Below are 14,347 nucleotides of genomic sequence, written 5' to 3'. Positions count from 1 at the left end.
GAAGAGCCGCGCCGCCTATTCGGCGGCGCTGCGGCTCACGGTCGGCTCGTTGCGCCGCACGACATATTGCCAGGCGAGCACGGCGATCAGGATGGCGATGCCGGTGAGGTCCGTCAGGAGGCCCGGCTTGATCAGCACGAGCGCGGCGATGATGAGGAGAATTCGCTCCACCGCGTTTGCGCGGGTGATGAGATAGCCCGTCATCCCCGCCGCAAGGCAGATCACCCCGATGGTCGCCGTGATGAGCGTCGTCGCGATCGTCGGCCATTCGCCGATGAGGAGGATCGACGGGCCGAACACGAACATGAAGGGGATGATGTAGCCCGTCGCGCCGAGCTTCAGCGCGGCGACGCCGGTCTCCCACAGCCCGCCCCGCGATATGCCGTTCGCGGCGTAGACGGCCATCGCCACCGGCGGCGTGATCGCCGACAGGATGGCGTAGTAGAAGACGAACATGTGCGCCGCTTCGAGCATGACGCCGAGCTTGACGAGCGCGGGGACGAGCAGTGCGACCTGCACGATATAGGCCGGCGTCGTCGGCATCCCCATGCCGAGAATGATGCCCGCGATCATCGTCAGCACCAGCGCCAGGACGAGCGAGTTCTGCGAGACCATGATGACGAGCTGGGTGAACTCGGTCCCGAGATTGGTGAGGGTGATCGTGCCGACCACGATGCCGGCGCAGGCGCAGGCGAGCGCCACGGGCACGGTGTTCTTCGCGCCCGAGATCAGCGCGTCGCTCAGCGTGTCGAGGCGGATCTCCTTGCGCGTGGAGGAGCGCAGGAGCGCCGTCGGCACCACCGAGACGATGCCCGCGAGCGCCGAGAGCGGCGCGCTGTAGCCCGCGAGGAGGACGCCGACGATGATGGCGAGCGGCAGGAAGAGGTGCCCGCGCTCGCGCAGCACCGTCCACAGGTGCGGCAGCTCGCTGCGCGGCAGGCCCACCATGCCGGTGCGCTTCGCCTCGAAATGGACCGCCATGAAGAGGGCGAGATAGTAGAGGATCGCCGGGAAGAGCGCGAAGGCGGCGACTTCCAGATAGGAAATGCCGAGAAACTCGGCCATCACGAACGCGGCCGCGCCCATGATCGGCGGCATGATCTGGCCGCCCGTCGAGGCGACGGCCTCGACCGCGCCGGAGAAGCCGCGCCGGTAGCCGATGCGCTGCATCAGCGGAATGGTGAAGACGCCCGTGGTCATCACGTTGGCGACCGCGCTGCCCGAGACCGAGCCGAAGAGGCCGCTCGTCACGCACGCGACCTTCGCCGGCCCGCCCGCGGCGTGGCCGGTGAGGCTCATGGCGAAGTCCATGAAGAGGCGGCCGGCGCCGGAGCGCTCCACCAGCGCGCCGAAGATGATGAAGAGGACGATGTAGGTCGCCGAGACGCTGAGGGGGATGCCGAAGATGCCCTCGGTCGTGAGGTACAGCTGGTCGATCACCATCTCGAGCGAGAAGCCGCGCCACAGGAAGGTGTAGAGCAGGAAGGCGGCGGCGGTGGCGGGCAGCGCCCAGCCGACCGCGCGGCGCGTCGCCTCCAGGATCATGAGGATGGCGAGGACGCCGAAGATGAAGTCGGGCGTCGTCAGCTCGTCCACATAGTACATGCGGTTGACGAGATAGTCGTAGTAGACGATCGGGTAGACGGCGGACGCGAACGCCAGCGCCAGAAGAACCATGTCGAGGATGTTGGGCCGGCGCGGTCCGGGCTTTGCCCAGTAGCCGGGCAGCATCAGGAACGACAGCACCAGGACGAACGCCAGATGGACGGCGCGGAAGATCTGCGCGTCCGGCGGTCCGAAGAACGCGACATAGAGGTGGTAGAGCGACATCGCCAGCGCGACGGTGGCGATCGCGACGGCGCTCCAATGGTTCTTGAACAGGCTCACATCATCACCGTTCGGTTGCCGGCGCGCGCGGGGCGCGCGCCGGACCTATCGCAGGACGATCAGCTCGCGCCGTGCTCGCTGTAGAAGCGGGCGGCACCCTCGTGCATCGGCACGCCGATGTCGCGGCCCATGTCGGCCGGGGTCGAGCCCTCGATCGCCTTCGCCACTGCCGCGAGGTCGCCGATGTGGTCGTTGATGGCGGTCAGCACATTGTAGACGAGGTCGGCGTCGAGCGAGCAGCTCGCGATGATGTGCGTCGCGTAGCCGATGGTCGGCACGTCTTCGTCCTGGCCGGGATAGCTGCCCGCCGGGACCATGATGCGCTTATAGCCGGCGTTCAGCTCCTGCATCTTGGCGAGCAGGTCGTCCGGGATCGGCACGACCTTGATGTCGCGCGCGCTCGCAAGGTCCATCACCGAGCCGGAGGGGACGGTGGTGCCGAGCGTGAAGAAGTCGGCATTGCCGTCCTTCATCAGGGCGACGGCGTCCGAGTAGGAGCCGTGATTGACGCGCGGAAGCTGGTCGTAGGTCATCCCCTGCGCCTGGAGGAGGTGCTGGGTGATCGCCTCTCCCGTGTTGCCCTTCGGCTGGACGGCGGCGGCCTTGTCACCGATATCGGCCGGGGTCTCGATCCCCGAATCGGCGAGCGCGATGATCTGGAAATATTGCGGATAGAGCGTCGCGACGTTGCACACGTCGGTCGCCTTCTCGTCGAACGGGGGGCTGCCGTTGATGGCGTCCACCGTGGACACCGAGTTCGCGAAGCCGAGCTGGGCCTTGCCCGCCTCGACGGCCTTCACGTTGGCGATGCCGGCGCCTGGAAGCACCTGGACGCTCACCCCGTCGACCGTCGTCTCGATGATGTTCTGGATGGCGCCGCCCAGCGGGTACCACGAGCCGCCCTGCGGGCCGGTCATGAGGCGGATGGTCTCGGCGGAAGCGGCGTTGGCGCCGAGCACGATCCCGACGGCTGCGAGCGCGCAGACGGTTCCCTTCATTATGAATTCCTCCCTTTATACGTCTTCTGTCTGTGTGCGGCACTGTTATGCGAAAAAGCCTCCGAGACAACCCGTCACGTGGCCGGCCGCGCTTGGCGCATCCGCGCCAATGGTCCTAGTGTCGCATCCAAACGAAACCGCATACGGGCGAGGACGGATGAGCATCGAGCTCTATACTTGGGGAACCCCCAACGGCCGCAAGGTCTCTATCATGCTGGAGGAAGTCGGCCTCCCGTATAACGTGCATCCGATCAACATCACGAAAGACGAGCAGTTCTCCTCCGAATTTCTCGCCATTGCGCCGAACAACAAGATCCCCGCGATCGTCGACAACGACAACGGGATAGAGCTGATGGAATCGGGCGCGATCCTTCTCTATCTTGCGGAGAAGACTGGGAAACTTCTTCCCACCGACGAGGCGGCCCGCTGGAAGGCCGTCGAGTGGCTGATGTGGCAGATGGGCGGATTTGGACCGATGCTCGGCCAGACGCACCACTTCCACCACTTCAATCCCGGCAAGGCCGACTATGCCGAGGAGCGCTTCATGAAGGAGACGAAGCGCCTTTACACCGTCCTCGACAAGCGCCTCGAAGGGCGGGACTTCATCGCCGGCGAATATTCCGTCGCCGACATTGCGACCTGGCCGTGGGCGGCGCGCTTCGCCTGGCAGGGGATCGATCTCAAGGCCTATCCGAATGTGCGGCGCTGGTATCGCGCGATCGCGGAGCGGGACGCGGTGAAGCGCGGCTACAATGTGCCGACCGCGCAGGAGATCCCGGGCGCCTGACGCGCCCCGCGCGATCAGCCGCGCGCGATCGCGATCATGAAGCGAATGGCGACGGTGGCGAGGAAGAGGCCGAACAGCACCTCCAGCCACCGTCGCGGCAGGCGATGGGCGAGCGCGACGCCCATCGGCGTCGTCACCAGCGTCGCGGGCACCGTCAGCGCGAAGGCGATCAGCGAGACGAAGCCGAGCGCGTCGGCCGGCAGGCCCGGCTTGCCCCACCCGGCGGCGACATAGCCGAGCGCGCCCGGCACCGCGATGAGCGCGCCGACGCCCGCCGACGTCGCGACGGCCTGATGGATCGGGCGGTTGTGCAGCGTCATGACGAGGGTCGAGATCGCGCCGCCGCCGATCCCCATCAGCGACGACACCGCGCCGATGAAGAAGCCGTAGAAGCGCAGGATCCAGCCGCGCGGCATTTCCGTCGCCACGCGCCAATGTTCCTTGCCGAACAAGAGCTTGGCGGAGATCACCGTGCCGAACACGACGAAGGCCGCCTGGAACACTTCGGGCGCCGCGAAACGCGCGACCGTCGCCCCGCAGAGCGCCCCCACCATGATCGGCAGCGCCCAAGCCCGCAGGACCGACACGTCGACCGCGCCGCGCAGATAGTGCGCGCGCACCGAGCGCAGCGATGTGGGGATGATGACGGCGAGCGAGGTGCCGACGGCGAGCGGCATCCGCACCGGGTCGGCGACGTGCATGATGCCGAAGATCTCGAAGAGGATCGGGACCGTGATCGCGCCGCCACCGACGCCGAACAGTCCGGCCAGAAAGCCTGTCGCAGCACCACCGACGAGCAGCGTTGCAAGGGCCGCGATATCGAACGGCGCTAGCATGTCGTGAAGATGGAGGGGACCAATTTCTGAAACGTGGAGCGGGCGATGGGATTCGAACCCACGACCCCAACCTTGGCAAGGTTGTGCTCTACCCCTGAGCTACACCCGCGCTCCCCGTGGCCAGCGATATGGACGATAACCGCTGGCCACGCAACCCCCTTTTTAGCGGTCGAAACGTCTGCCGCGAAGATCCAGTGCAAAACGTTCCGGCAGGATCGCGAAGCTCGCCATTCCGGCAATCGCCGGCTTGGGCTCGGTGATCAGGAAAGTCGGCATTTCCTCGACGATCGCGCGGTGCGGCGCCTTGTCCTCGAACGCCACGCGGAAGGGGCTGGCGGCGAGACGGTCGGCGAGGCGCGGCACAATGCCCCCGGCGATATAGACCCCGCCCTTCGGCAGGAAGATGAGGGAGAGGTCGCCGGCGAGGCGGCCGAGATAGGTGAAGAAGAGGTCAAGCGCCTCCTCCGCCACCGGGTCGCCTTCGTGCGCCGCGCTGGTGACGTCGGCCCCCTCCGCGCAGCCGCGGTCGCGGGCCGCATCCGCCGCCACGATCGCCCGGTAGATCCGCACGAGCCCGTTGCCGGACAGGAGCGTCTCCCCGGTGATGCGGCCGTGGAAGCGGGCGATGTGCGGCCAGATCGCGAAGTCGCGGTCCGACACCGGCCCCATGTCGACATGGCCGCCCTCGCCCGCGAGCGGGCGGTAGCACTGGTCGCCATAGACGAGGGCGGCGACGCCGAGACCCGTGCCCGGACCGATCACGACACGCGGCTCGCGCGGGATCGATTCACCGCCGCCGATCTGCATGACCTGGTCGTCGGTCAGCGTCGGCAGGGCGAGCGCGACGCCCTCGAAGTCGTTGAAGGTGATGACGGTGTCGAGATTGAGCTCGGCCCGCAGCTTCTCCGGATCGATCAGCCACTCGGCGTTGGTGAGCTTGGTGTGCCCGCCGACGATCGGCCCGGCCGCCGCGATCAGCAGCGCGTGCGGCATGATGGCCGTCTTGTCGAGCACCGTCTGCACCGCGCTCGCGAAGTCGGGGAAGTCGTGCGTGTGGACCGTCTCGTAGTCCCGCCGCGGGCTGTGAACTTCGGCCTGGACGCTGAAGCGCACGTTGGTGCCACCGATGTCGGCGATCAGCACCGGGAAGGGAATGGGGCGGGTGTCCGTGGCGCGGCGGCGAGGAGGCGAGGTCATGATCCTGTCACCTTATCCAAGCCAAGCTAACGATTGAAGAGAGCACTTTGTTGCAATTGCCTCGCATCTGTCGGTTCGACTGGTATTGCACCGCGAGATGTGCCAAAGGGCCCTCTTCCTTCGCGCCCGGACCATCTCGCGACGGGCCCGTCTTGGGAGTGTTTCGCCATGGGCGACCCGGTCAATCGTAAGACTCATATCCGTCTCACCTCGCACCCGGGGAGTGGCAAAAAGCTTCGCTTCCCCATCCAGTGGGGGGCGTCCGACCCGGTCACGCGCGGCCCGATCGTCGGCACCGTCACGGAAGCGGGCGACCGGAACGCAATCGGCACCCATGGTGGATCCTACTCGCTTTATCGCGCCCTCGCCGTCACGTCGGGCGCGCTGAACCCGATCAAGCGCCCGGACCTCACGAACACGGCGCCGACGCACGAGATCGGCCCCTTCCCGTCCTGGACCGACCCGAAGAAGATCGTCTCGCTCGACCCGTGGGGTCATGTCGCGAGCGAGGCCTTCGCGGGCCTGATCGCCGAGGGCGTCGACATCCGTCCGACGATCGCGATCACGCGCGCTCACCTGACGCTCCATGAATTGAAGGACGCCGTGCGCGTCGGCCGCATCCCGGTCGACGGGACGATCGTGCTGCCGAACGGCGACGTCACCGTCACCAAGGCCGCGATCGAGCCCGTGTGGTATCTGCCGGGTCTCGCCGAGCGGTTCGGCGTCGAGGAGACGCGGCTGCGCCGTGTGCTCTTCGAGCAGACGGGGGGCATGTTTCCCGAACTCGTCACCCGGCCCGACCTCCTCGTGTTCCTGCCGCCGATCGGCTCGATCACCGTCTATATGTTCGGCGACCCGAACGCGATCGCCGATCCGGCCCGCCGCCTCACCTGCCGCGTCCACGACGAGTGCAACGGGTCGGACGTCTTTGGTTCCGACATCTGCACGTGCCGCCCCTATCTTGTCCACGGCATCGAGGAATGCATCCGCGAGGCCCAGGAGGGCGGCGCCGGCCTCATCGTCTACAACCGCAAGGAAGGCCGCGCCCTCGGCGAGGTGACGAAGTTTCTCGTCTATAATGCGCGCAAGCGGCAGGTCGGCGGCGACACCGCGTCGGAATATTTCGAGCGCACCGAGTGCGTGGCCGGCGTCCAGGACGCGCGCTTCCAGGAGCTGATGCCCGACACGCTGCAATGGCTCGGCATCACGCGCATCGACCGCTTCATCTCGATGAGCAACATGAAGTACGACGCGATCGTGAACTCGGGCATCGAGATCGGCGAGCGCGTGTCGATCCCGGACGAGCTGATCCCGGCCGACGCGATGGTCGAGATCGAGGCCAAGAAGGCCGCCGGCTATTATTCGGAGAGCGGCGCCTCGTCCGACCTCAAGTCCGTGCAGGGCCGCAAGCTCGATGAATGAGATCGACGACCCGGTGGCCGAACCCGACGAGGCCACCCTCGAAGCCGCCCGCTGGCTCCTGACGGCCGAGGCGGTCCGCACCCGCGCGAAGGCCGTCACCGACCGGATCGAGGCCGGCCAGTCCGAGCACTTCACCCTCGACCGGGCCGCTTTCGGCCCGATCGCGGACATGGTGGCGGATCTGACGCGCGAGCGCTTCCCGGACCTTGCCGTGCCCTTCCACTCCCGCTGGCGCCATTTCGAGGTCGGCGGGATCGACCGCTTCGCGAGCCTTGCCGCCGCGCGCGCCTGGCCGACCGCCGACGAGGCGGCCCGCGCGATGGGCGACCTCGCGATCGTCTCCGTCCTCCTCGACGCGGGGGCGGGCGCGAAATGGCGCTATGAGGAGGCCGCCACCGGCGAGGTGATCGGCCGCTCCGAGGGGCTCGCCCTCGCCTCCTTCGCGATGTTCGCCGCCGGTGCCTTCTCCGCCGTTCCGACCGATCCGCTGCGCGCGGACGCCGCCGGCCTCGACGGGCTCACCGAGGACGAGTTCGCGCAAGGCTTCCAGATCAGCGAGGACAACCCGCTCTCCGGCGCCGACGGCCGGCGCGAGCTCCTCGCCGAGCTCGCCACCGCGACGCGCATGAGCCCCGACATCTTCGCGGTCGAGGACGATCCGCGGCCGGGCGGCATCATCGATTATCTCGCCGGCGAGGCGGTCGATGGCGAGCTCCCCGCGCCAAAGATCCTCGAGGCCGTGCTCGAAGGGCTCGGGCCGATCTGGCCAAGCCGGGAAGAGCTCGCGGGCATCCCGCTCGGCGACACCTGGCGTTATCCCCCGCTCGAGGACGGGACGATCGGCAGCGACCTCGTGCCCTTCCACAAGCTGTCGTCCTGGCTCTCTTATTCGCTGATCGAGCCGCTGACGGTGCGCGGGATCAGCGTCACCGACCTCGACGGCCTCACCGGCCTTGCCGAATACCGCAATGGCGGCCTCTTCGTGGATGGCGGCGTGCTGAAGCTGCGCGACCCGGCGGACGCGACGCGGGCCTTCCCGGTGAGCCATCCGCTGGTGATCGAGTGGCGCGCGGCGACGGTCACGCTCCTCGACGCCCTCGCCCCGATGGTGCGCGAGCGCCTCGGCGTGACGGAGGAGACCCTCCCCCTCGCCTCGATCCTGGAGGGCGGCACCTGGCTCGCCGGCCGGAAACTGGCGCAGGGCTTGCGAGCCGATGCGAGCCCGCCGATCGCGATCGAAAGCGACGGGACTGTTTTCTAGCGCGCTTGCCGCTCCGGTTGGTCCAACCTGAGCGGAGTGCAATCGCGCCAGATCAAGAAGCGTGCGTCAGGGCGGCGCGAAAGGGCCGCCCTATCCCAATTGGTCTTCCTTCCTCGCCCCTCCGGAGAACCCATGGCCGCCGACCCGAAGATGCTCACCATCATCGACCACCCGCTGGTGCAGCACAAACTCACCATCATGCGCGACAAGGAGACGTCGACGGCCGGGTTCCGCCAGCTCCTGCGCGAAATCGCGATGCTGCTCTGCTACGAGGCGACGCGCGATCTCGAACTCGAGATGGTCGAGATCGAGACGCCGCTGATGCCGATGCGGGCGCCGCGCCTCTCCGGCAAGAAGCTCGTCTTCGCCCCGATCCTGCGCGCCGGCGAGGGCCTCCTCGACGGTATGCTCGATCTCGTCCCCTCGGCCCGCGTCGCGCACATCGGCCTCTATCGCGACCCGACGACGCTCTCCGCGGTCGAATATTATTTCAAGGCGCCCGAGGACATGGGCGAGCGCCGCGTCATCGTGCTCGACCCGATGCTCGCGACCGCGAACTCCGCGATCGCCGCGGTGGACCGCCTCAAGGAAGCGGGCGCAACCGACATGCGCTTCGTCTGCCTCCTCGCCGCGCCCGAGGGCGTCGACAACTTCCACGGCCATCACCCGGAAGTGCCGATCGTGACCGCCGCGGTGGACGAGCGCCTCAACGATCACGGCTATATCTGTCCCGGCCTCGGCGATGCCGGCGACCGGATGTTCGGCACGAAATAGGCGCCATCGGCGCGCATGTGGGGCGTGCCGATTGAAGGCCGCCCCGCATGAGCTAGTTTCAGCCGAGCCTACCGAAAAAAGCCACGGTGCCGTCCTAGGTGGGCGCCAACCTGCCGCCGGCCCCGCAACGCATGTTCAGAGCTGGCAGCAGACCCGCGCCGAACGCGCTTTGCGCGTCCGGTCAAACGCGCTAGCAATTTCTGATCGACGTACTGCCGGAGCCAGCCTGATGTTTCCCAAACCTCGTCCCCAGCTGACCCCCAACACGTACGCGTACGAATCCCAGCCAATGGTGAAGCCCACGGGCTTCCGCGAGTACGACGCGCGCTGGCTCTTCGGAAAAGAGCTCAACCTCATGGGCGTCCAGGCGCTCGGCATGGGGATCGGCACCCTCCTCGGCGAGATGGGCAAGCCCCGCGAGGTGGTCACCGGGCACGACTTCCGCTCCTATTCGTCCGCGATCAAGACCGCCCTCATCCAGGGGATGATGGCCGCCGGCTGCAAGGTCCACGATATCGGCCTCGCCGTGACCCCGATGGCCTATTTCGCCCAGTTCGCGCTCGACGTGCCCGCCGTCGCCATGGTGACCGCGAGCCACAACGAGAACGGCTGGACGGGCGTGAAGATGGGCGCCGACCGGCCCCGCACCTTCGGCCCGGACGAGATGGGCCGCCTCAAGGAGATCGTCCTGTCGGCCGCGTTCGACATGTCGGGCGGCGGCTCCTACGTCTTCGTGGACGACTTCCCGCGCCGCTACATGAACGACCTCGTGGAAGGCCGGCACATCCACCGCAAGCTGAAGGTCGTCTGCGCCTGCGGCAACGGCACGGCGGGCGCGTTCGCCCCCCACGTGCTGGAGCGCCTCGGCGTCGATGTGATCCCGCTCGACACCGAGCTCGACCACACCTTCCCCCGCTACAACCCGAACCCGGAAGACATGGAGATGCTCCATGCGATCCGCGACGCGGTGCTGGAGCACGGCGCCGATGTCGGCTTCGGCTTCGACGGTGACGGCGACCGCTGCGGCGTGATCGATGAGAAGGGCGGCGAGATCTTCGCCGACATCGTCGGCGTGATGCTGGCGCGCGACCTCTCCAAGCTGAACAAGGGCGCCCAGTTCGTGGTCGACGTGAAGTCGACCGGCCTCTTCATGACCGACCCGGTCCTGAAGGCGAACGGCGCGAAGACCGACTACTACAAGACCGGCCACTCCTACATCAAACGCCGGGTCAACGAGCTGAACGCCGTCGCCGGCTTCGAGAAGTCGGGCCACTTCTTCTTCAACGAGCCGATCGGCCGCGGCTACGACGACGGTCTCGTCTCCGCCATCGCCATCCTCGAGATGCTCGACCGCAACCCGGAGCGCACGATGAGCCAGCTCCGCGGCGAGCTTCAGAAGACCTGGCAGACGCCGACCATGAGCCCGCACTGCGACGACGAGGTGAAGTACGACGTGATCGGCCGCGTCGTGAAGCGCTTCGAGGACATGGAAGCGAAGGGCGAGAAGGTCGCCGGCCAGTCCATCAAGGAGCTGATCACGGTGAACGGCGTGCGCGTCGTCGCCGAGGACGGCACCTGGGGCCTCGTGCGCGCCTCCTCCAACAAGCCGGAGCTGGTCGTCGTCGTCGAAAGCCCGACCTCGGAAGAGGCGATGCGCGCCATGTTCCACGCCGTCGACGGTGTTCTTCGCGAGAACACCGAAGTCGGAGCTTACAATCAGTCCATCTGACCCCCGGCCCGCCCCTTTGGTCACTGAACATTAAGCTTATCAGGACAAACGACTTGGTGAGTTCGCGACGGAGCACGACGTTAACCCGGCACAAAGGTGAGCCAGTGAGTTTCGCTCGTGATGAAACCGCCGGACGAGGGTCGCGAGAACGCCATGGGCAAAGGGGCCGACATCCCAACGCGGCATCGCGGTGCGAAACCGCCGCGTGCCGCAACACTGAGCGAGCTGCCGATGGTGGCGGCGCTGCTCGTCATGGCCGTCGTCGTCGCCGTGATGGCGGCGGGCGGCCCGGTCCTGGAGATGCTCTCCGGGCTGGACGCCACCAACTTCCTGCGCTGATCGAAGGAGCATCGGCATGATCGTCGGTCGTCACGAGGTCGACAGGTCGACGCCGGTCCACGCGGTCACCAAGGCGAACGCGGCGAACTTCCTCGCGCGCCTCTCTTCCGAACATTCCAACTTCGCGCGCCTCATGGGCTTCGAGGGCAATGCCGGCGAGGTGCTGGCGCTTCCCGATCCCGCGGGCCGCCTCGCGATGGTCCTCCTCGGCGTCGGCGACGGCAGCGACCCCTACGCGATCGCCGCCCTCAACCGCTTCCCCGACGGCGCCTTCGCGATCGGCGAGGGCTGGGCGGACCACACCGCGAGCGCGCTCGGCTTCCTCCTCGGCCTCTACCGCTTCGAGAATTATTCGGCCGGCAAGAAGCGCACCGTGCGCCTCGTCGCCCCGGACGGGGTGGACGTGGTCGACGTGCGCCGCATCGCCGACGCGATCTATCTGACGCGCGACCTCGTCAACACGCCGGCGAACGATCTCGGCCCGGCCGAGCTCGCGGACGCCGCGCAAGCGCTCGGCCGCAAATACGGCGCGCACATCGACATCACCGACGGCGAGGCGCTCGAGAAGGGCTTCCCGATGATCGCCGCGGTCGGCGCGGCCTCGCCCCGTCCACCCCTCCTCATCGACCTCACCTGGGGCAACGAGGACGCGCCGAAGCTGACCCTCGTCGGCAAGGGCGTGGTGTTCGACACCGGCGGCCTCAACATCAAGCCAGAGCGCGCGATGTCCCTCATGAAGAAGGACATGGGCGGCGCGGCGCAGGCGCTCGGCCTCGCCACCATGATCATGGATGCCGGCCTCCCGGTGCGCCTGCGCGTCCTCATCGGCGCGGCGGAGAATTCGATCGGCGGCGCGGCCTTCCGGCCCGGCGACGTGCTGCGCTCGCGCAAGGGGCTCACGGTCGAGATCGGCAACACCGACGCGGAGGGCCGCCTCGTCCTCGCCGACGCGCTCGCCCTCGCCGACCAGGAGCGGCCGGACCTCCTCATCGATTTCGCGACGCTCACGGGCGCGGCGCGCGTCGCGCTCGGGCCGGACCTGCCCGCCCTCTTCACCCGCGACGATGTCGTCGCCGAGGAGGTGCGCGTCGCGGGCGAGGACGTCCACGATCCCGTCTGGCGCCTGCCGCTCTGGCCGCGCTACGAGAAGTGGCTGAAATCGCCCATCGCCGACATCAACCACATCTCCTCCCAGCCCTTCGCGGGCTCCATCACCGCCGCCCTCTTCCTCCACCGCTTCGTCGACCAGGCGCGCTCCTACGCCCATTTCGACGTCTATTCGTGGAACGCGGAGGATCGGCCGGGCCGGCCGAAGGGCGGTGAGGCGCAGGCGATCCGGGCGCTCTATCACTGGCTCGGCGTGCGCTACACCGAATGAAGCTCGACCGGCGGCGCAACGCGGTACGCGACGATCTCGCCGACATCCGCCTCGAGGACACGGTCTCGGCCCCGCGCTACGCGACGCCGCGCATCGGACGCATCGCCGCGCCGATCGCGTCCTGCCGCCGCCGTCCCGCCGAGGACGCGCCGCTCGACACCGAGTTTCTCTATGGCGAGCCGCTCGACATCTTCGACAGCGCGGACGGCTGGTCCTGGGTGCAGAGCGGCGTCGACGGCTATGTCGGCTACGTGCGTGACGAAGACATCGGCGCGCTGACCTCGCCGACCCATCGCGTCACCGTCCCGCTCGCCCTCCTCTTCCCCTCCCCCTCCATCAAGGTGCCGCCGCTCTGCCGGCTGCCGATGGGCGCATGGGTCGAGGCGGTGGAGGCGTGTCATGTGGGCGGCGAGCATTTTCACCTCCTGCGCAATGGTGGCTACATCCTCGACCAGCACGTCGCCCCGTCGGCAGAAGCGCCCGACTGGGTCGCCGTCGCCGAGATGTTCGTCGGCGCCCCCTATTATTTCGGCGGCAAGTCGTGGGACGGGATCGACTGCTCGGGCCTCGTCCAGCTCGCCCTCCAGATGGCAGGCGGCACCGCCCCACGCGACAGCGACATGCAGGAGGTCGAGCTCGGCCAGCCGCTTCCGCTCGACCCAACAGGGCTCCGGCGCGGCGACCTCGTCTTCTGGAAGGGCCATGTCGGCATCATGCTCGACGCGACGCACCTCCTCCACGCCAACGGCTTCCACATGATGACCTCCATCGAGCCGCTTGCGACCACGATCACACGCCTTGAAGGCAAAGGGCTCCCGGCGACCGCGATGCGGCGGGTCGACTGCGCTTAACCCTTGCGTGTGGGTCGGGACGCCCTGTAGTCCCACCGGCGACGGACAGGAAAGGGACGCTTGTGGCCGCGGACGATTTCGACGAGGGCGCAGTCCCCGGACACGTCGCCATCGAGCAGGAGGACGAGGTGGTCGTCGCCACGCTCGTCAATCCGGCCCGGCGCAACGCGATCAGCGTGGACATGTGGCGCGAGCTGGAGGCCTTCGCCCTCTCCGTCACCGCCGACACCGACGTGCGCGTCGTCATCTTCCAGGGGATGGGCGGCGTTTTCTCGGCCGGGGCGGACATCTCGGGCTTCGAGGAATCGCGGGCCGATCGCGACAGCGCCCGCCTCTATGACGACCAGCTCGAACTCGCCTGCGCCGCCATCGAGGCGATCCGCCAGCCGACGATTGCGCGGCTCGAGGGCCCTGTCGTGGGTGCGGGCGCGGCGCTGGCGCTGAGCTGCGATCTGAGGATCGCCGCGGAGGACGCTTTCTTCATGGTGCCGGCGGCCCGCCTGGGGCTCGGCTACGACCCGCGCGGCGTCGCGCGGCTCGCGCGCTCGGTCGGCGCGGCGACGGCGCGGTGGATCCTTTTGACGGCCGGGCGTCTCCCGGTGCAGCGGGCCTTCGTGACCGGTGCGGTCCACGAGATCCTGTCCGCCGATCAGCTCGACATCGCGATTGAGCGGCTGGCGGCACGGCTGTCGGAGAATGCGCCGCTGACGCTCGCGGCGGCGAAGGTGTCGTTGCGGGCCGCGGCGGATGGGGCCGATCCCGCCCTCCTCGAGGAGGCATGGCGTCTCGTCAATCTCGCGGACGAGAGCGACGACTATGTCGAAGGCCGCTCCGCCTTCAACGAGAAGAGGCCACCGCACTTCGAGGGGCGCTGATCACAGAGCGCGA

Annotated in this window: 13 protein-coding genes and 1 tRNA gene; 9 read left to right on the top strand and 5 right to left on the bottom strand. The window is 68.0% G+C overall.

Annotated features, from left to right (window positions below; genetic code table 11):
- Positions 1 to 15 precede the first annotated feature (15 nt).
- Both DBV35_RS23045 and DBV35_RS23040 read right to left on the bottom strand, forming a co-directional pair.
- Positions 16 to 1,887, bottom strand: a complete 1,872-nt coding sequence (locus DBV35_RS23045) for a TRAP transporter permease (protein ID WP_245944038.1) — start codon at positions 1,885 to 1,887, stop codon at positions 16 to 18.
- A 59-nt stretch (positions 1,888 to 1,946) separates the two neighbouring features.
- Positions 1,947 to 2,885 (bottom strand): TAXI family TRAP transporter solute-binding subunit, encoded by a 939-nt coding sequence (locus tag DBV35_RS23040; protein ID WP_108662696.1) that lies wholly within the window; start codon positions 2,883 to 2,885, stop codon positions 1,947 to 1,949.
- Between the two features lie 157 nt (positions 2,886 to 3,042).
- Here DBV35_RS23040 and DBV35_RS23035 point away from each other — a divergent pair, with 157 nt between their 5' ends.
- A complete protein-coding gene (locus tag DBV35_RS23035; protein ID WP_108662695.1) occupies positions 3,043 to 3,672 on the top strand; it encodes a glutathione S-transferase N-terminal domain-containing protein in 630 nt (209 codons plus the stop codon).
- 14 nt (positions 3,673 to 3,686) lie between these two features.
- Here the strand turns inward: DBV35_RS23035 and DBV35_RS23030 are convergent, their stop codons facing one another.
- The 3 genes from DBV35_RS23030 to glk all read right to left on the bottom strand — a co-directional run bounded on the left by DBV35_RS23030 (position 3,687) and on the right by glk (position 5,705).
- Positions 3,687 to 4,508 carry a sulfite exporter TauE/SafE family protein gene (locus DBV35_RS23030; RefSeq protein WP_108662694.1) on the bottom strand — a complete coding sequence of 274 codons (822 nt, stop codon included), beginning with the start codon at positions 4,506 to 4,508 and terminating at the stop codon, positions 3,687 to 3,689.
- Positions 4,509 to 4,542: 34 nt separating this feature from the next.
- A tRNA-Gly gene (locus DBV35_RS23025) sits at positions 4,543 to 4,617 on the bottom strand.
- Between the two features lie 53 nt (positions 4,618 to 4,670).
- Positions 4,671 to 5,705, bottom strand: a complete 1,035-nt coding sequence (gene glk, locus DBV35_RS23020; RefSeq protein ID WP_108662693.1) for a glucokinase — start codon at positions 5,703 to 5,705, stop codon at positions 4,671 to 4,673.
- A 168-nt stretch (positions 5,706 to 5,873) separates the two neighbouring features.
- Here glk and DBV35_RS23015 point away from each other — a divergent pair, with 168 nt between their 5' ends.
- The 8 genes from DBV35_RS23015 (at position 5,874) to DBV35_RS22985 (ending at position 14,334) form a co-directional block, all read left to right on the top strand.
- Positions 5,874 to 7,127, top strand: a complete 1,254-nt coding sequence (locus DBV35_RS23015; protein WP_108662692.1) for a GTP cyclohydrolase II — start codon at positions 5,874 to 5,876, stop codon at positions 7,125 to 7,127.
- The gene (locus DBV35_RS23010; protein ID WP_108662691.1) at positions 7,120 to 8,388 is read left to right on the top strand and encodes a URC4/urg3 family protein; all 1,269 of its coding nucleotides are present in this window, start codon (positions 7,120 to 7,122) and stop codon (positions 8,386 to 8,388) included. The genes DBV35_RS23015 and DBV35_RS23010 overlap by 8 nt, the downstream gene beginning before the upstream one ends.
- Positions 8,389 to 8,520: 132 nt before the next feature.
- A complete protein-coding gene (upp, locus tag DBV35_RS23005; protein WP_205648812.1) occupies positions 8,521 to 9,162 on the top strand; it encodes a uracil phosphoribosyltransferase in 642 nt (213 codons plus the stop codon).
- Between the two features lie 229 nt (positions 9,163 to 9,391).
- Entirely contained in the window at positions 9,392 to 10,891 is a 1,500-nt protein-coding gene (locus DBV35_RS23000; RefSeq protein WP_108662690.1) for a phosphomannomutase/phosphoglucomutase, read from the top strand.
- A gap of 120 nt (positions 10,892 to 11,011) precedes the next feature.
- The gene (locus tag DBV35_RS30330; protein WP_170135012.1) at positions 11,012 to 11,230 is read left to right on the top strand and encodes a hypothetical protein; all 219 of its coding nucleotides are present in this window, start codon (positions 11,012 to 11,014) and stop codon (positions 11,228 to 11,230) included.
- Between the two features lie 16 nt (positions 11,231 to 11,246).
- Complete coding sequence (locus DBV35_RS22995; RefSeq protein WP_205648811.1) at positions 11,247 to 12,608, top strand: leucyl aminopeptidase family protein; 1,362 nt, start codon at positions 11,247 to 11,249, stop codon at positions 12,606 to 12,608.
- Positions 12,605 to 13,459 (top strand): C40 family peptidase, encoded by an 855-nt coding sequence (locus tag DBV35_RS22990; RefSeq protein ID WP_108662689.1) that lies wholly within the window; start codon positions 12,605 to 12,607, stop codon positions 13,457 to 13,459. The genes DBV35_RS22995 and DBV35_RS22990 overlap by 4 nt, the downstream gene beginning before the upstream one ends.
- A gap of 62 nt (positions 13,460 to 13,521) precedes the next feature.
- The gene (locus tag DBV35_RS22985) at positions 13,522 to 14,334 is read left to right on the top strand and encodes an enoyl-CoA hydratase/isomerase family protein (protein ID WP_205648810.1); all 813 of its coding nucleotides are present in this window, start codon (positions 13,522 to 13,524) and stop codon (positions 14,332 to 14,334) included.
- The last annotated feature ends 13 nt before the right edge of the window (positions 14,335 to 14,347 follow it).

The sequence above is a fragment of the Acuticoccus kandeliae genome, from assembly GCF_003073115.1.
This window is presented reverse-complemented; position numbering and strand designations above follow the sequence as displayed.